The organism is Aquitalea magnusonii (assembly GCF_003202035.1).
GTDB classification, from domain to species: domain Bacteria; phylum Pseudomonadota; class Gammaproteobacteria; order Burkholderiales; family Chromobacteriaceae; genus Aquitalea; species Aquitalea magnusonii.
This window is the reverse complement of record NZ_QJKC01000012.1, coordinates 1-17,623: the sequence shown is the minus strand read 5'-3', so window position 1 is coordinate 17,623 and position 17,623 is coordinate 1. Positions and strand designations below refer to the sequence as shown.

The window sequence follows — 17,623 nt, the reverse complement described above, 5'->3', positions numbered from 1 at the left end:
ACCATGAAACCTACCGTAGCGCTGGTCGGCCGCCCCAATGTGGGCAAGTCGACCCTTTTCAACCGGCTGACCCGCAGCCGTGACGCCCTGGTCGCCGACCAGCCTGGCCTGACCCGCGACCGCCATTACGGCCATGGTCGAGTGGGCGGCAAACCCTATCTGGTGGTCGACACCGGCGGTTTTGAGCCGGTAGTGGATGAAGGCATTCTGTTCGAAATGGCCAAGCAGACCCTGCAGGCCGTGGACGAAGCCGATGCCGTGGTATTCCTGGTGGATGGCCGTACCGGCATCACCCCCCAGGACAAGATCATCGCCAATCGCCTGCGCCAGATCGACCGCCCGGTCTTCCTGGTGGTCAACAAGGCCGAAGGCATCAGCCACGCCATTGCCAGCGCGGAATTCCACGAGCTGGCCCTGGGCCAGCCGCTGGTGATTTCTGCCGCGCATGGCGATGGTGTGCGCGAACTGATGGAAATGGTGCTGGAAGACTTCCCTGACGAAGTGGAAGAAGAAGCCCGCTACCATCCCAAATTCGCCGTGATCGGTCGTCCCAATGTCGGCAAGTCGACCCTGGTCAACGCCATTCTCGGTGAAGAGCGCGTCATCGCCTTTGACCAGGCCGGTACCACGCGCGACAGCATCTATATTGATTTCGAGCGGGATGACCATACCTATACCATTATCGACACCGCCGGCGTGCGGCGTCGTGGCAAGGTCAGCGAAGCCATCGAAAAGTTCTCCATCATCAAGACCATGAAGGCCATCGAAGATGCCAACGTGGCGGTGCTGGTACTGGATGCGCAACTGGACATCTCCGAGCAGGATGCCACCATCGCCGGTTTCGCGCTGGAAGCAGGTCGCGCCTTGGTGGTGGCGGTGAACAAGTGGGACAATCTGGACTTCGAGAAAAAGGAAACCGTGAAGCGGGAAATCGCCCGCAAGATCAGCTTCCTCGACTTCGCCAAGTTCCATTACATCTCGGCCATCGAAGGCCGTGGTGTGACCGACCTGTTCAAGTCCATCGATGAAGCCTACCAGGCTGCCATGGTCAAGCTGGCCACGCCCAAGCTGACACGGGTGCTGAATGTTGCAGTGGAACGTCAGGCACCGCCGCGCTCGGGTCTGATGCGCCCCAAGATGCGTTATGCTCACCAGGGCGGCATGAATCCACCTATCATCGTGATTCATGGCAATGCACTGGATGCGATCCCGGCCAGTTACACGCGTTATCTGGAACATACCTTCCGCAAGGTGTTCAAACTGCAGGGCACGCCGTTGCGTGTACAGTACAAAACCTCGGAAAACCCCTTCGATACTGAAGAATCCAAGGAAAAGTCCCGGGCCAAACCGAAACCGATGTCCAAGCTGCGTGGGCGCGAGAAGGAAGTACGCTGGGGTAAGAGTGGTAAAAAATAGTAGGCTGGGTTTTTTTCTGCTAAAAATAAGCATGCCAGCCGGGCTTTAAAGATTATTTAATACAACAATCAACGATTCGGAGAAAACGAATGAGCTCTAAAGGGCAAATGTTACAAGACCCGTTCCTGAATATTCTGCGTAAGGAACATGTGCCGGTATCCATCTATCTGGTGAACGGTATCAAGCTGCAGGGTCAGGTTGAGTCTTTTGACCAATACGTAGTGCTGTTGAAGAACACGGTTACCCAGATGGTTTACAAGCATGCCATCTCTACCGTTGTTCCGGCCCGTCCGGTTAACATCCCGCACGAACATCCGGGTCAGAAGCAGGATCAGCAAGACGCCTGATCAGGCTGATCGCTGCATCCCCGCGGGCCGCCAGGCTGTGTCTTGCTGACACGGTTTGACGGCCTTTTTTCATGCATGATTCTGCCACGCATGCTTGCAGCTGCCGTGACGGCGGAATCCACATCTACGGTTGTCTATACAGTGTTTGATCGTCCCGATATTGGAGACCAGGCAGTGCTGGTCTGTCTGGATTTTGGTGATCCGGATCATCAGGAAAATGTTGCCGAATGTGCCGAGCTGGTTCGCTCTGCCAATGTCACTGTCACCGGCATCATCCAGGGCAAGCGCCAGCGACCCGACGCTGCCTTGTTTGCCGGCAAGGGAAAAGTGGAAGAGGTCGGGGTGATGGTGCGGGCCACCGGTGCCAATGTGGTGATTTTCAATCACCAGCTGTCGCCAGCGCAGGAGCGCAATCTGGAGCGCGCGCTGCAATGCCGGGTGATCGATCGCACCAGCCTGATTCTGGACATCTTTGCCCAGCGTGCCCGCAGCCACGAAGGCAAATTGCAGGTGGAACTGGCGCAGTTGTCGCATATCGCCACCCGGCTGGTGCGTGGCTGGACGCACCTGGAACGGCAAAAGGGCGGGATCGGCCTGCGTGGACCGGGTGAAAGCCAGCTGGAAACCGACCGCCGGCTGCTGGGCAATCGGGTCAAGGCGCTCAAGGAGCGGCTGGCCCAGGTGCAAAAACAGCGCAATACCCAGCGCCGTGGCCGCCAACGCACCGGCATCGCTGCGGTTTCCATAGTCGGCTACACCAATGCCGGCAAATCAACGCTGTTCAATGCGCTGACCAAGGCCCGCAGCTATGCCGCCGACCAGTTGTTTGCCACGCTGGATACCACTAGCCGCAAGCTGTTTCTCAATACTGAAACCTCGATCATCGTTTCAGACACCGTCGGTTTCATTCGCGATTTGCCGCATACCCTGGTGGCCGCTTTCCGTGCCACACTCGAAGAAACCATTCAGGCCGATTTGCTGTTGCATGTGGTGGACTCCTCCAACCCACTGCGCGACGTCCAGATTGATGAAGTCAACAAGGTGCTGGCAGAAATCGGTGCCGATGGCGTGCCGCAACTGATCGTATGGAACAAGACCGATTTGCGGCAGCTGCCGGCAGCCATCGAGCGCGATCAGGAGCAGGTCGCCCAGGCGGTCCGCCTCTCCGCGCTGACCGGTGAAGGGCTGGAACTCTTGCGGACAGTACTTGCCGAACGTTTGCAGTCACCTGATAACCAACACGAAGAACAAGACGAATATGTCGCAGAATGATCCAAATCGGGGACGTCAGGGCAGTGACGGTCCGCCGGACCTTGACGAAATTTTCCGTAATCTCAATCAGCGCCTGGCCCGTCTGCTGGGCGCCAAGCCATCGGGCGAGCAGCCCAGCCCCGAACCGCGTGCCGCCTTCAAGGGCGGTGCCGTCGCCATAATCGGCGTGTTGGCAGCCTTATGGCTGGGTAGCGGTTTTTATGTCGTGGATGCCAAGGAACAGGGCGTGGTGTTGCGCATGGGCAGTTTCAACCGCGTGACCGACCCTGGCTTGCAATGGCATGCACCTTATCCTTTTGAAAAGGTGGAAATCGTCAACCTCACCGAACTGCGCAGCGTGGAAGTGGGCTATCGCAGCAATGCCAAGAACAAGGTGCCGGAAGAATCGCTGATGCTGACGGCCGATCAGAACATCATCGATGTGCAATTGTCGGTGCAGTACGACGTGAAGGATCCCAAGGCCTTCCTGTTCAATAATGCCGCTGCCGACCGCAATGCCAACGATATCGTGAAGCAGGCAACCGAAACCGCCATCCGTGAAGTGGTGGGCCGCAACAAGGTAGATTTCGTCCTCAATGAAGGCCGGGCGCAGATCGCCGCCGAGTCGCAGAAAGTCATCCAGGATATTCTGGACCGCTACGACCTGGGTGTGCGTATTGCCAAGGTCAATATCAATGCCGTGCAGCCGCCCGAGCAGGTGCTGGCCGCCTTCGACGACGCCGTGAAGGCGGGTCAGGACAAGGACAAGCTACGCAACGAAGGCCTGGCTTACGCCAACGATGTGGTGCCCAAGGCCAAGGGTATGGCCGCCAGACTGGAACAAGAGGCAGAAGCCTATCAGCAAAAAGTGGTGTCGCAAGCGGAAGGGGATGCCTCCCGTTTCAAGCAAGTGTTGTCTGAATACAACAAGGCTCCCAAGGTCATGCGTGACCGCCTCTACCTGGACATGATGCAACAAGTGATGAGTGCCACCAGCAAGGTCATTGTCGACCAGAAAAATGGCAATAGCCTGCTTTACCTGCCGCTGGACAAGCTGACCCAGGCCGCCAGCCCCGCCGCGCCTGCCAGTGTTGCACCGGCTGCCGCCGCGCCTGCACCGGCAGCTGCGCCTGCAACGCCACCGGCACGGGGCAACAAGAATGGTCGGGATTTCGGCCGTAGTCGCGACATTCTGGGCGGGGAGCACTGAAATGCAAAAAATCATGCCAACCCTGCTGGCTGTGCTGGGTATTCTGTTTGTTGCCAGCCTGTTGCTGTTTACCGTTGACCAACGCCAGTACGCCATGGTCTTCCAGTTTGGCGAAGTGGAACGGGTGATCAAGCAGCCCGGCATCCAGTTCAAGATTCCGCTGCTGCAGAATGTGCGCTATTTCGACAGCCGGGTCCTGACCATCGATGCCGAAGCACCCGAGCTGTTCAATACGCGCGAGAAGAAAAACGTGCTGGTGGATAGCTATGTAAAATGGCGCATTGTCGATGTGGAACAGTTCTACAAGAGCGTTGGGTCGGAGAATGCTGCCGTGGCCCGTCTCAAGCAGACCATCAACGACGGATTGCGTGCCGAATTCGGTCAGAAGACCGTGGCTGATGTCATTTCCGGCAAACGCGACCAGGTGATGGAGACGGTTCGCAAGCGCGCAGACGCAGATGCGCGTAAAATAGGCGTGGAAATTCTCGATGTCCGCTTAAAACGTGTCGATTTTCCGGATAAAATAAGCAGCTCCGTCTACGACCGCATGCAGTCGGAACGCCGTACCGTCGCCAGCCAGTTGCGTAGCGAAGGTGCTGCCGAGGCCGAGCGCATCCGTGCCGAAGCGGAAAAGCAGCGCGATGTGCTGTTGGCCGATGCCTACAACAAGGCACAGCAACGCAAAGGCGAGGGCGATGCCAAGGCGGCCGCAATTTACGCGGAAGCGTATGGGCGCAGCCCGGAGTTCTATGCCTTCTGGCGCAGCATGGATGCCTACAAAGAGTCGTTCAAGAACAAGAACGACGTGATGGTGCTGGACCCCAACAGCGAGTTCTTCAAGTATTTCAAGAACCCGCCGGCGGCTGGCAAGGGCAGGTAAGCACTGCCTGGCAGTTACAATCAGTTTTCATGACTGGCCGGACACCCCGGCCAGTTTGCCGTAAACAGGGCGGGGTGATGAATCCCGCCTTTTATTTGTCGAAACCGGAATATGCGTAACTGGCTGTTACCCGAATACATTGCAGACATCCTGCCGGCTACTGCCCGCCAGGTGGAATCTGCCAAGGCAGCGATGCTGGAACAATTCCGCTGTGCAGGCTATGAGCTGGTCCTGCCGCCGCTGATCGAATATGTCGATTCGCTGATCGCCGAAGGTGATACTGCGCTAGACCTGAAAACCTTCAAGCTGGATGACCAGTTGTCTGGTCACCAACTGGGTCTGCGTGCCGATATCACCCCGCAGGTGGCGCGTATCGATGCTCACCTCTTGGGCCATCGCACCGGCGTCACCCGTCTGTGCTATGCCGGCAGTGTGGTGCATACCCGGCCCAATGGCTTGATGAGCTCGCGCCAGCCGATGCAGGTCGGTGCCGAGTTGTACGGCTATGCCGGTATCGAGGCCGATATCGAAATCATCGAGCTGATGTTGTCCACGCTGGATCAGGTCAAGGTGCCGCAGCTGCGACTGGACGTTGGCCATACCGCCATCTTCCGTGGGCTGGCCACTGCGGCCGGCCTGTCGCCACAGGCGACGCGCGAACTGTTTGCCGTGTTGCAAAACAAGGACGCCGCCAGCATCGCCGAGCAGGTCGCAGGTCTGGCCGAGCCTTATCGCAGCGCCTTCCTCGCCTTGCCCGAGCTCTACGGCCCGGCATCGGTGCTGGAAAAAGCCCGCACCCGCCTGCCATCCCTGCCGGAAGTCGAACTGGCGCTGATGCAGCTGTCCGCCATCGCCCGTGCCTTCGAAGGCCGTGTTGCCATCAGCTTTGACCTGTCCGAGCTGCGCGGCACGCATTATCACACTGGCCTGATCTTTGCGGCCTATGCGCCTGGCTGGGCAGTGGAGCTGGCCCGTGGCGGCCGCTACGACAATGTTGGCCGCCGCTTTGGCCGTGCCCGCCCGGCCACCGGTTTCAGCCTGGATCTGCGTGATCTGATCCAGATCCTGCCGGAACGTGGCAGCGCCATGGGTGTACGTGTTTCCAATCGCCACCTGCCGGCAGCCCAGAGCGAAGTCGCGCGCCTGCGCGCGGCAGGCGAGGTGGTGATTATTGATTACCTGGGGGAATCAGCCGAGGCCATCGGCTGCAACCGTGAACTGATTCCGGCCGCTGACGGCTGGCAGATCGTCCCCTTTAACTGATTTTTAGTTTGACTGAAGAAGAGGTTTTTCCAATGTCCAGAAATGTTGTCGTGATCGGTACCCAATGGGGTGATGAAGGCAAGGGCAAGATCGTTGACTGGCTGACCGACCACGCACGTGCTGTGGTGCGTTTCCAGGGTGGTCACAATGCGGGCCATACCCTGGTGGTGAATGGCAAGAAAACCGTACTGCGCCTGATTCCGTCCGGCATCCTGCGCGAAGGCGTCGAATGCTTCATCGGTAACGGTGTAGTCCTGTCACCGGAAGCACTGCTGAAGGAAATCGACGAGCTGGAAGCTGCTGGTGTGAATGCCTCGGCCCGTCTGAAGATTGCCGAAGGCTGTCCGCTGATCCTGCCTTACCACGTGGCACTGGACCAGGCGCGCGAAGCTGCGCTGGGTGCCGGCAAGATCGGTACCACCGGTCGCGGTATCGGCCCTTGCTATGAAGACAAGGTAGCGCGTCGCGCCCTGAAGGTGATCGACCTGTTCAACCCGGAACGCTTTGCCAGCAAGCTCAAGGAAAACGTTGAATACTACAACTTCCTGCTGACCAATCTGCTGAAGGCCGAGCCGGTAAGTTACGAAGAAATCCTGGCCAATACCATGAAGCTGGCCGAGCGCATCAAGCCGATGGTATCTGACGTGTCGCGTACCCTGTACGACATGGACAAGGCCGGTACACCCATCCTGTTTGAAGGTGCCCAAGGCACCCTGCTGGACATCGACCACGGTACCTACCCCTTTGTCACCTCGTCCAATTGTGTGGCGGGTGCCGCCGCACCGGGCGCGGGCGTTCCGCCGCAAATGCTCAGCTACGTGCTGGGTATCGTGAAGGGCTATTGCACCCGCGTGGGCTCCGGTCCCTTCCCGAGCGAACAGGAAAACGAGATTGGCGCCTTCCTGGCCAAGCGTGGTAACGAATTCGGTTCGGTGACCGGTCGTCCGCGTCGTTGTGGCTGGTTCGATGCTGCTGCGCTGAAGCGTTCCATCCAGATCAACGGTGTGTCCGGTCTGTGCGTGATGAAGCTGGACGTGATGGATGGCCTGGAAGAAATCCAGCTGTGCACCGGCTATATGCTCGATGGCAAGAAGATCGACATTCTGCCCTTCGGTTCCGATGCCGTGACCAAGTGCGAACCGGTCTACGAAACCATGCCGGGCTGGACCGACTCCACTGTTGGTGCCAAGCGCTGGGAAGACCTGCCGGCTAACGCCCAGGCTTACCTGAAGCGTATCGAAGAAGTATGCGGTGCGCCGATCGATATCGTGTCCACCGGTCCGGACCGCGAAGAAACCATCGTATTGCGTCATCCCTACGGCCTGTAAGCCTGGCATGACCCCTAAAACCCACCGCGAGCGGTGGGTTTTTTTATGGCTGCGATTCGGTATGATAGCGCTAACATTGTCGCTTTCTTCCCTTCCTACCAACCTCAGCTATCTGTGTTGCTGCAGATGGCGCAGTCAGGATGATGCATGTCCACTCCTTTGAATGTCGTGCTGGTCGGCTATGGTTATGCCGGTAAAACCTTTCATGCCCCGTTGATTTCCGCCTGCCCGGATTTGCAGCTTTATGGTGTGGTCAGCAGCAAGGCCGATGTGCTGAGTGCAGCTTGGCCAGCACTACGGCAGTGGCCCACCCTGCAACAGGCCCTGCAGGATACGGCGGTCGATCTGGTGGTGATCGCCACCCCGAATGATCTGCATTTTTCCCACGCGGAAGCAGCTTTGCTGGCAGGCAAGCACGTGGTGGTGGACAAACCCTTTACCCTTACCCTGGAGCAAGCGCGACAGTTGGATGCGCTGGCCAAGCGGCTGGGTCTGCTGCTGTCGGTATTTCACAACCGGCGCTGGGATGCCGACTTCCTGACCGTGCAGCACTTGTTGGCAAGTGGCCGTCTCGGCAGGATCAGCCAGTTTGTCGCGCATTTTGATCGCTACCGGCCTCAAGTACAGCAGCGCTGGCGTGAGCAGGGAGGCGCCGGGAGCGGTTTGTGGTATGACCTGGGTCCGCATCTGCTGGATCAGGTCTTGCAACTGTTTGGCCAGCCGCTTGCCGTATCTGCCTATCTGGCCAGGCAGCGACCAGCAGCACAAGCAACTGATTATTTCCATGTGCAGCTGCGTTATGCGGAAATGCATGTGGTCTTGCATGGCTCCTGCCTGGTCAGCGGCGGCATTCCCCGTTTTGCCGTGCACGGTGATCTGGGCAGTTACACCAAGTACGGGCTCGATACACAAGAGGCTGACCTCAAGCTGGGCAAAGCGCCGGGTGGGAGTGGCTGGGGTGTCGACCCCTTGCCGGGCCAGCTTTTCCTGCCGGCCGCCGCCGGGCCCCAGACAGAAAGCCTGCCCAATCTGCCAGGTGACTATCGCGCATATTATCGCCAACTGGCTGCGGCCATCCGTGGCGAAGCGGATAATCCGGTCACCGCCCAGCAAGCGACCCTTGTCATGGACTGGCTGGAGCGTGCTGAATACAGTGCGGCACAGGGCAGGGAAGTGAGTGCACAGGAGCTATTGCCATGAGTGTGGAAGCGGATTTGCAAATCATCGCCGAGCAGGAGGCGCGGCTGGAGTTCAGCCAGTTTGACGGGGATACGCTGTGGGAGCTGGGTTGTCGCCTGCGTGAGGCCGCTCGCCAGCGCGGCGCGGCACTGGCCATCGTCATTACCGTCAATCAGGTACGGCGTTTCCAGCTGCTGATGGCCGGAGCCAGCGCCAACAATGAAGACTGGGCCCGCCGCAAGCATAATGTGGTGCAGAAATTTGAACGCAGTTCACTGGCGGTCGGTTTGGATTGCCAGCGCCAGCAAACCACTTTGCAGGAAAAAAACGGCTTGTCCCTGGCCGAGCATGCGACACATGGCGGTGGTTTTCCGCTGCGGCTGCGCGGTGTCGGTTGCATCGGCTCCATCGTGGTATCCGGCCTGCCGCAACGGCAGGATCACCAGTTGGTGGTCGATGTGCTGGCCAGCATGCTGGCCATCGATGATTTGCCGGCACTGGATGGCTAGCTTTTGCGCCTCATCTGCTGGCCGGTAGCACATCCGCATCGGTCAGCGTCTGCAGAAAAGCCAGCATGGCATCTATATCACGGGCATTGAATGCTGCCCGTGAGCCTGGCTTGCCGCCAAAGGGAGCTTCCTGATTGATATTGCCGTGATAAGGGCTGGGCAGGTCATCGAAGCGCTGGCCTGCTTGTCCATGTCCATACCATTTGGCCGGATCGCTATCGCGGCTGGCGTAAAACTCCAGTACCTGGCGTAAATCATGGAATATGCCATTGTGGAAAAATACCTTGCGGCTGGCGACATTGCGCAGCGAAGGCGTACGGAACAGCCCGCAATACTCGTCACGATGCATGTCCTGCCGCAGTGGCCCGCACAAGCCCATGTCAAAATAAGCAGGATCACGATTGACGGCCAATTCCCTGTTGCGTGGCACGCCCAGTGCGATCAGCCCGAAATCACTGAAGGCGGGAAAAGCCCCGTCAGGCTGCCGCTGGCTGAGATGACAGGCCGCACAATTCCCCTTGGCCGGATCGTTAAAGACCTGCAGGCCGCGTAATTCCAGCTTGCTCAGCGCGGCCTCCCCGCGCAGCCAGGCATCGTATTTGCTGCTATAGGGATAAAACTCGGCCGGAGTTTGCTGGAACACCTCTAGCGCCAGTACCAGTTTGCTGAATGCCACCTGCTTGTCCTGAAAAATGTCACGGCCAAACAAGGCTGCAAACGAGCCGGCACTCTGGCTGGCCTGCAGTTGCGCAATCACTTGCTCCGGGCTGCGATTGGCCATTTCATTGGCGGCCAGCAAGGGCAGCCTGGCCTGTTCATGCAGGCTGGCGGCAAGACCATCCCAGGTAAAACCTCCTGTCGGGCCGGCATCTTCGCTGTCATTGCCATCGTTATCGCGGAAATGCTCGCTGAATGGCGGCACGTTTTGCAGATAGCGCAGGGATGGCACGGCGCGGTTGCCCTGCTGACGGCCATCCACCCCGCCGAACTGGGCAGGCTTGCCATCTGGTGGACCATAAGCATGAGCCGGACTGTGGCAGCTGGCACAGGATTGTTTGCCGGACGCTGACAACGCCGTCTCATGGAATAATTGCCGCCCCAGCGCGGCCAGTTGTTGCGCCGGTAGTGGATGGCTGTCCGCATAAAGGGCCGGCACGGGCGCTGCTGTCTGGTGGCAAGCGCTCAGCAGCAAGAGCAAGCTCAGCCACGACAGAAACATGCGCAAAGCTGACGGGTGGGGAGGGCAAGACGACATGGTCGAGAGCAGTCAGGTTGAATCGGCAGCAGCATACGCCAGTTTTATCTCCCCTTGATGACGCAACGGCAGGTCTTAGGGGCAGGGCTGCACCACCTTGCTTGTGTCCGGGTTTGGCCGTCTAATTCGTCCATCATACGCGTGCAACACGCTGCCGGCACAATCATCCGAACCCGCACAAGGACACTCTCATGCACAACTGCAAACCCGCTTTGCTTTCCCTGGCGCTGACGGCAGCTCTTGCCGGCTGTGCCAGCAATATGCCGCAGGCTCCGGTCACCAGCGGCTCGCTGGATGTCATTCAGAATGTTGTGGTGATTTTTGCCGAGAACCGTGCCTTTGATAATCTGTATGGCCTGTATCCGGGTGCCAACGGCATACCGGGCGTCAATCCTTCGGCACGCGGCAGCTATGTCCCACAGAAGGATTTTGATGGCTCGGTTTTGCCGGTATTGCCGCCAACCTGGAATGGCCTGACTGCTGCCGGCCAGCGTGTCACCCTCAGCCAGGCACAAACCATGGGCTGGCCCAACAAGCCATTCCGCATTGATGATCCGGCAGGGGTAAACGGCAGCGGCGTGCAGGTCGGGCAGGATGTGGTAACCCGCGATCTGGTGCATCGCTTCTATAACAACCAGATGCAGATCAATGGCGGCAAGAATGACAAGTTTGCTGCTTATTCCGACGCGGGTGGCCTGAGCATGGGCTACTACGACGGCAGCAAGATGGCATTGTGGCAGCTGGCACGCCAGTACACCCTTGCAGACAACTTCTTCATGGGCGCATTTGGCGGCTCCTTTCTGAATCACCAGTATCTGATCTGCGCCTGTGCGCCAAGCTATCCCAATGCCGATGCGGCCGATTCTCCAGCCAAGGATTCGATTTCTGCCATCGACACCGATGCCAGGGGACAGTTTGTACGGCTGACGCCTGCCGCCGGTGCCAAGGCTTCGGTACTGGATGGCAAGCCGACCTACAAGAACGACAGCAATCTGACGCCCAAGGATAGTCAGGGCATGTTCTATGCCGTCAATACCATGCAACCCTTGTACCAGCCCAGCGGTAATGCGCCGGGAGCCAAGGGTCCAAGCCAGTATGCCGATACCACCAAAGCCACCACCTTGCCCGCGCAGACTGCAGTCACCATTGGTGATCGTCTGACGGCCAAGGGCATCAGCTGGGCGTGGTATGCCGGCGGCTGGAATGCTTCGCTGGCCCAGCGCAGCAATATCTACAACGGTGGACAGCCGAATTTCCAGGCCCATCACCAGCCTTTCAACTACTATGCCGCCTTTGATCCGCTGACCCGGCAGGCTTACCGTCAGGCGCATCTGAAGGATTTCGATGCGGACTTCCTGCGTGATGCCCAGGCCGGCAGGCTGCCGGCCGTGGCCTTCTACAAGCCGCAGGGCAATCTTAACCAGCATGCTGGCTATGCCAGCGTGGCCGATGGTGACGCGCACATTGCCCAACTGATTGGCAAGCTGCAACAGAGCCCACAGTGGAAAAACATGCTGATCGTGGTCACTTACGATGAAAATGGCGGCATTTATGACCATGCCCCAGTCCCCAAAGGTGATCGCTGGGGGCCGGGCAGCCGCATCCCGGCCATCATCATTTCGCCCTATGCCCGCAAAGGCTATGTCGACCACACCCAATACGACACGGCTTCCATCCTGCGTTTCATCAGCCGGCGCTTCGACTTGCCGGCACTGCCCGGCGTTATCGAGCGTGATACTGCCTTGCAGGCTAATGGCGAAGCCGTCATGGGTGACTTGAGCAATGCGCTGGAGCTGGGCGCGCATTAAGCCTTGCCGTAGCGAGTGCCCAATGCAAAAGGCAGCCCGTGGGCTGCCTTTTCCTGCACTACCTTTTCACAACTGCTAACACTTCTTCTTCGCCTCCGTTCCGGCCGCATGGGTCAAGCTGCTAGACTGAACGCATACATTTTTGCAGAACGATACCATGCAGTTGAAACTGGCCAGCGGCATGCTCACGCCGCTTATCATTGCCACCGCCCTGTTCATGGAAAACATGGACGCGACCGTGATCGCAACCTCCTTGCCGGCGATTGCCCGCGATTTGCTGGTCGATCCGGTTGCCCTCAAACTGGCGCTGACCTCCTATCTGGTCAGTCTGGCGGTATTCATCCCGGTCAGTGGCTGGATGGCAGACCGTTTTGGCGCCAGACGGATATTCCGCTCGGCCATTGCTGTTTTCATCCTGGGTTCGGTCCTGTGCGGTTTCAGTGGCTCGCTGGCCGGCTTTGTGCTGGCGCGCTTCATACAGGGCATGGGCGGGGCCATGATGGTGCCGGTGGGACGGCTGGTCATCCTGCGTACCACCCGCAAGGAGGAGCTGGTCAAAGCCCTGAGCTACCTCACCATTCCGGCCTTGCTCGGCCCGGTGATCGGGCCGCCGCTGGGTGGTTTCATCACGACCTACTTCCATTGGCGCTGGATCTTCTTCATCAACATTCCGATTGGGATTCTCGGCATGGTGTTGGCGGGGCGTTATATCGAGAACCTGAAAGAAGAGCATTTGCCCCCGCTGGACAAGACAGGCTTCGCCCTGACCGGTATCGGCTTGTCCATGTTGATGCTGGGCCTGGCAACCGAAGGCAAGCACATGTTGTCGTTGCAACTGTCGCTGGCGGTCAGCGTGCTCGGCGCCTTGCTGTTGCTAGCCTATCTGTGGCATTACCGGCGTGTGGCTGACCCATTGCTGGACTTGTCTTTGTTGCGCTTGCCTACTTTTCACGCCAGTGTGATGGGCGGCTTTCTCATCCGGATGGGCGTCGGTGCCACGCCATTCCTGCTGCCCCTGATGTTGCAGCTTGGTTTTGGCTATACGCCATTCGAATCCGGCATGCTGACCTGCTCCACCGCCATTGGTGCCATCTTCATGAAAACCATTGTGGCCAAGGTGCTGGAGCGCTTTGGTTTCAAGAAGGTGCTGAGCTGGAATGCCGTGCTGGTGGCGTTGTCGATGGCGGTGTATGGTCTGTTCCGGGTCGATACGCCGCATGTGCTGATGCTGGCGGTGTTTGTGCTGGGCGGATTTTCCCGCTCCCTGCAATTTACCAGCCTGAATGCCATCGCATTTGCCGACGTGGAACAAAGCCGCATGAGCCATGCCACCAGCCTGTCCAGCGTGGCCCAACAGTTGGCTGCCGGCTTTGGCGTAACCGTGGCGGCAATGACGTTGCAACTGGTCACCACCTTGCAGGGGCATGACACCCTGCTCAGCAGCGATTTCGCCTGGTCTTTCCTGGTGATGGGCTTGCTGACTTTGTGCTCGGTGTTTTTCTTTGTGGCACTGGATGCCAGATCCGGTGCTGAACTGGCCGGGGCATCAAGGGATGATTCCACGACGCGCTGATGGCTGGGGCGGGAGGGCAGTCGCTCAGAGGGGAGGGCTGCAGCTGCAAGGCAATGAAAAAAGCCGTTGATCAGAGATCAACGGCTTTTTGATTGGTGCCCAAGAGAAGACTCGAACTTCCACACCCTTGCGGGCGCTAGGACCTGAACCTAGTGCGTCTACCAATTCCGCCACCTGGGCAAAGCAAATTGTCGGTACTGCAAGCCGGCGTTATACATCCGACCTTAAAAAATCGTTGGTGCCCAAGAGAAGACTCGAACTTCCACACCCTTGCGGGCGCTAGGACCTGAACCTAGTGCGTCTACCAATTCCGCCACCTGGGCAAACCAAATTTTTCATTGCAACAGCAATAAGACTATATAATACAGCTGAATGGTGCCCAAGAGAAGACTCGAACTTCCACACCCTTGCGGGCGCTAGGACCTGAACCTAGTGCGTCTACCAATTCCGCCACCTGGGCACTGCTTTGCTGTATCATTCTGTTGCTGTAGTGCTGCAACGAGATGCGAATTATAAACAAGTTTCTGAGGGTGTCAATGGCCCAATCTGCAAAAAAACAAAAAAATACATCCCTGCGTCAGCAGGATCCTTTCTTGGAACGAGAAAAACTCAAATATTCCAATCCCTTACCTAGCCGGGAGTTTGTTCTGAAACTCCTGGAAGAAAGTGGCGTGCCGCTGTTCCCGGACGAACTGGCCACCATGTTGTCCATCAAGAATAACGAACTGGGCTTCTTCGAGCGCCGCCTGCTGGCGATGGAGCGTGAGGGCCAGATCATCATCAATCGCAAGGGCGCGATCTGCGCCGCAGAAAAACTCGACCTGATCAAGTGCAAGGTTTCCGGCCACCGCGATGGCTTTGGCTTTGGCTTGCCTGATGAAGGAGAGGGCACTGGCGTGGATATCTTCCTGCCAGAGCGGGAAATGAAAAAAGCCATGCATGGCGACCGGGTACTGGTGCGCCCCTCCGGCGTGGATCGGCGTGGCCGGCAGGAAGGCAAGATTGTCGAAGTGCTGGATCATGCCGTGAGCAAGCTGGTAGGCCGCATTCACCTTGAACGCGGCGTATGGATTGTCACTCCGGAGGATCGCCGGGTCAGTCATGAAATCCTGATCGAGCCAGGCAGTCAGGGCGAGGCCAAGCATGGCCAGGTGGTGATGGTGGAAATCCTGCAATATCCGGATGCCTATCGTCAGCCGGTGGGCCAGGTCGTCGAGGTGTTGGGCAACTACGCCGACCCGGGCATGGAAATCGAAATCGCCTTGCGCAAACATGCCTTGCCGCATGAATTTCCTGAAGATGTACTGGCCCAGGCCAAGGCAACGCCGAAAAAAGTCCGCAAAAAAGATCTCACCGCTGATCGCGTCGATCTGCGTCATTTGCCGTTGGTGACGATTGATGGCGAAACCGCGCGCGATTTCGACGATGCGGTCTATGCCGAGAAGCAGGGCAAGGGTTTCCGTCTGATCGTTGCCATTGCCGATGTCAGCCACTATGTTCAGCCTGGCGATGCGCTTGATCGCGAAGCATTGGAGCGTGGCACCTCGGTTTACTTCCCGCGGCGTGTCATTCCGATGTTGCCTGAGGCGCTGTCCAATGGCATCTGTTCGCTGAATCCCGATGTCGAGCGCCTGTGCATGGTGTGTGACATGCAGATCAACGGCAAAGGCGAGGTCAAGCGCTACCAGTTCTATCCGGCCGTGATGCTGTCCAAGGCGCGCCTCACTTATACCCAGGTGTGGGACTGGATACAGCATGGTACCGATAACGCGCTGCTGCCGAATATCCAGACCCTTTACAGTCTGTTCAAGGTTTTGCTGGCTGCCCGTGCCAAACGTGGTGCCATTGAGTTTGACTCGGTTGAAACCCAGATGATCTTCAACGAGCAGGGCAAGATCGACAAGATTGTCCCGGTCGTTCGCAACGATGCACACCGCCTGATTGAAGAGTGCATGCTCTCCGCCAATGTGTGTGCGGCTGACTTCCTGCTCAAGAGCAAGCAGAAATGCCTCTATCGCGTGCACGAAGGTCCGACGCCGGAAAAACTGGAAAACCTGCGCAATTATCTGCAACTGGTTGGCCTGACGCTGGGTGGCAATGACAAGCCGTCCGCCAAGGATTACGCCAAGCTGGCTGAGCAGATTCACGGTCGCCCGGATGCGCCAGTCTTGCAGACCATGCTGCTGCGTTCCATGCAGCAAGCGGTTTATACGCCGGACAATAATGGCCACTTCGGCCTGGCGTATGAGGCTTACACCCATTTCACCTCGCCGATCCGGCGCTACCCCGACCTGCTGGTACATCGTTCCATCAAGGCTGTATTGCAGGGAAGCAAGTACAAACCGGGCAAGTGGGCGCAACTTGGCATGCATTGCTCGATGACCGAGCGACGTGCCGATGACGCCAGCCGCGATGTCGAGTCCTGGCTCAAGACTTATTATATGCAGGACAAGATTGGCGAAATCTTCCAGGGCAAGATCAGTGCCGTGACCAGCTTTGGCGTGTTCGTTCTGCTGGACAATGTGTATGCCGAAGGTCTGGTGCATATTTCCGAACTGGGCAAGGACTACTTCCACTTCCGCAAGGATATCCAGGCTATTGTCGGAGAGAAGAGCGGAGTGCAGTACCGTCTGGGTGACACCCTGACGGTGAAAGTCATGAGCGCCAATCTGGAAAGTGCCCAGGTTGACTTTGCGCTGGTGCGTGAATCGACGGAAGCCGGGCTCCCCACCGCTCCTGCTCATCCTGCCAAGCGTGAACAGCAAAAGCATGGTCATCGTGGTGGAAATCAGCATCACAAACAGGCTGGGCAGGGTGGTCATGGTCGTAACCGTCATGGCAGACATGCTGCAGCGACAGCCGAGGTGGCAAAGCCCGCCGCCAGTGCAGCGCGTCGCAAACCAGTTAGTCAGAGGGTAGAGTCCGTCGTCGAGCAGCCTGTCACGCCACCAGTGGCTGCGTTGCCAAAGTCTCCGAGCGGCCGACGTAAACCAGCTGCGGCACCCGTCCACCAGCCATTGCCGGTTGCCGCAGATGCCGCGGTGACCAAGCCAGTACCTGCGCGGCGTCGTAAGCCCGCAGCAGTTTCAGACGTTCCGCCAGCCGTGTCGGCGGCAACGCCTGCAGCACCTCGTGCGCGTAACAAGCCAGCCGCTACTGGAGAGGCTGCAGTCCCAGCTGCGCCACGTAGCCGTCGTCGTACGGTTAACAAAAAGACAGGTGAAGAGTGACCCTCTCCTTGTATTGATAAGGATTGGATGAGAAAAGCCCGGCCCCGCCGGGCTTTTTGCTGCCTGTGTGCCGGATGAGGCCGGCTTTTTGCGCCAGATCGCCCGGTTTTCATGGCGGGCGCAGGCCGTTATCCATCCGCTGCGGTGTACTTGCAGCAAAGCCGTAATAAAACCCTATCGGCATAGTTGCTTGCTGCTCAGTTACTTAGCGCAAGGCGGGCCGGGATTTTGCTGGAATGTGCAGATTTCTTCGCACAAAGTGTTGACGAGGGTAGGGCAGGGCGGTATAGTTCGCCTCCTCAGCAGACAACGCAGCGACGGAAACGAAACGCAGCGACCTGCACCGCTCTTTAAAAAACAGAATAACCGATAGG

At 58.2% G+C, this 17,623-nt stretch carries 13 protein-coding genes and 3 tRNA genes; 12 read left to right on the top strand and 4 right to left on the bottom strand.

Features of this window, described 5'->3' with window-relative positions; genetic code table 11:
- Nucleotides 1-3 precede the first annotated feature (3 nt).
- From der to DFR38_RS13360, 9 genes are all read left to right on the top strand, one after another.
- Nucleotides 4-1,416, top strand: a complete 1,413-nt coding sequence (gene der, locus DFR38_RS13400) for a ribosome biogenesis GTPase Der (RefSeq protein WP_059287277.1) — start codon at nt 4-6, stop codon at nt 1,414-1,416.
- 89 nt (nt 1,417-1,505) lie between these two features.
- On the top strand, nt 1,506-1,763 hold the full coding sequence (hfq, locus tag DFR38_RS13395) for an RNA chaperone Hfq (protein WP_045844760.1): 258 nt from the start codon (nt 1,506-1,508) through the stop codon (nt 1,761-1,763).
- 141 nt (nt 1,764-1,904) lie between these two features.
- Nucleotides 1,905-3,035, top strand: a complete 1,131-nt coding sequence (gene hflX, locus DFR38_RS13390; RefSeq protein WP_110313529.1) for a GTPase HflX — start codon at nt 1,905-1,907, stop codon at nt 3,033-3,035.
- A complete protein-coding gene (hflK, locus tag DFR38_RS13385; RefSeq protein WP_110313528.1) occupies nt 3,022-4,224 on the top strand; it encodes an FtsH protease activity modulator HflK in 1,203 nt (400 codons plus the stop codon). Before hflX ends, hflK begins: the two co-directional genes overlap by 14 nt.
- 1 nt (nt 4,225) lies before the next feature.
- Nucleotides 4,226-5,104 carry a protease modulator HflC gene (gene hflC / locus DFR38_RS13380; protein ID WP_110313527.1) on the top strand — a complete coding sequence of 293 codons (879 nt, stop codon included), beginning with the start codon at nt 4,226-4,228 and terminating at the stop codon, nt 5,102-5,104.
- Between the two features lie 111 nt (nt 5,105-5,215).
- The gene (locus DFR38_RS13375; protein ID WP_059287410.1) at nt 5,216-6,367 is read left to right on the top strand and encodes an ATP phosphoribosyltransferase regulatory subunit; all 1,152 of its coding nucleotides are present in this window, start codon (nt 5,216-5,218) and stop codon (nt 6,365-6,367) included.
- A gap of 32 nt (nt 6,368-6,399) precedes the next feature.
- Entirely contained in the window at nt 6,400-7,695 is a 1,296-nt protein-coding gene (locus DFR38_RS13370) for an adenylosuccinate synthase (protein ID WP_110313526.1), read from the top strand.
- Nucleotides 7,696-7,842: 147 nt separating this feature from the next.
- A complete protein-coding gene (locus tag DFR38_RS13365) occupies nt 7,843-8,895 on the top strand; it encodes an oxidoreductase (protein WP_059287411.1) in 1,053 nt (350 codons plus the stop codon).
- Nucleotides 8,892-9,383, top strand: a complete 492-nt coding sequence (locus tag DFR38_RS13360) for a heme-degrading domain-containing protein (RefSeq protein WP_110313525.1) — start codon at nt 8,892-8,894, stop codon at nt 9,381-9,383. The genes DFR38_RS13365 and DFR38_RS13360 overlap by 4 nt, the downstream gene beginning before the upstream one ends.
- Nucleotides 9,384-9,393: 10 nt before the next feature.
- On the opposite strand, the gene DFR38_RS13355 is transcribed toward DFR38_RS13360, so the two are convergent.
- A complete protein-coding gene (locus tag DFR38_RS13355) occupies nt 9,394-10,539 on the bottom strand; it encodes a cytochrome-c peroxidase (RefSeq protein WP_239688702.1) in 1,146 nt (381 codons plus the stop codon).
- Between the two features lie 290 nt (nt 10,540-10,829).
- Here DFR38_RS13355 and acpA point away from each other — a divergent pair, with 290 nt between their 5' ends.
- Nucleotides 10,830-12,446 carry an acid phosphatase gene (gene acpA / locus DFR38_RS13350; RefSeq protein WP_082693486.1) on the top strand — a complete coding sequence of 539 codons (1,617 nt, stop codon included), beginning with the start codon at nt 10,830-10,832 and terminating at the stop codon, nt 12,444-12,446.
- Nucleotides 12,447-12,603: 157 nt separating this feature from the next.
- Nucleotides 12,604-14,019, top strand: a complete 1,416-nt coding sequence (locus tag DFR38_RS13345) for an MDR family MFS transporter (RefSeq protein ID WP_233170513.1) — start codon at nt 12,604-12,606, stop codon at nt 14,017-14,019.
- A gap of 93 nt (nt 14,020-14,112) precedes the next feature.
- On the opposite strand, the gene DFR38_RS13340 is transcribed toward DFR38_RS13345, so the two are convergent.
- The 3 genes from DFR38_RS13340 to DFR38_RS13330 all read right to left on the bottom strand — a co-directional run bounded on the left by DFR38_RS13340 (nt 14,113) and on the right by DFR38_RS13330 (nt 14,479).
- A tRNA-Leu gene (locus DFR38_RS13340) sits at nt 14,113-14,199 on the bottom strand.
- Nucleotides 14,200-14,255: 56 nt separating this feature from the next.
- Nucleotides 14,256-14,342: transfer RNA gene (locus tag DFR38_RS13335), tRNA-Leu, on the bottom strand.
- Between the two features lie 50 nt (nt 14,343-14,392).
- Nucleotides 14,393-14,479, bottom strand: a tRNA-Leu gene (locus DFR38_RS13330).
- Nucleotides 14,480-14,555: 76 nt separating this feature from the next.
- Here DFR38_RS13330 and rnr point away from each other — a divergent pair.
- The gene (rnr, locus tag DFR38_RS13325; RefSeq protein ID WP_082693485.1) at nt 14,556-17,249 is read left to right on the top strand and encodes a ribonuclease R; all 2,694 of its coding nucleotides are present in this window, start codon (nt 14,556-14,558) and stop codon (nt 17,247-17,249) included.
- The last annotated feature ends 374 nt before the right edge of the window (nt 17,250-17,623 follow it).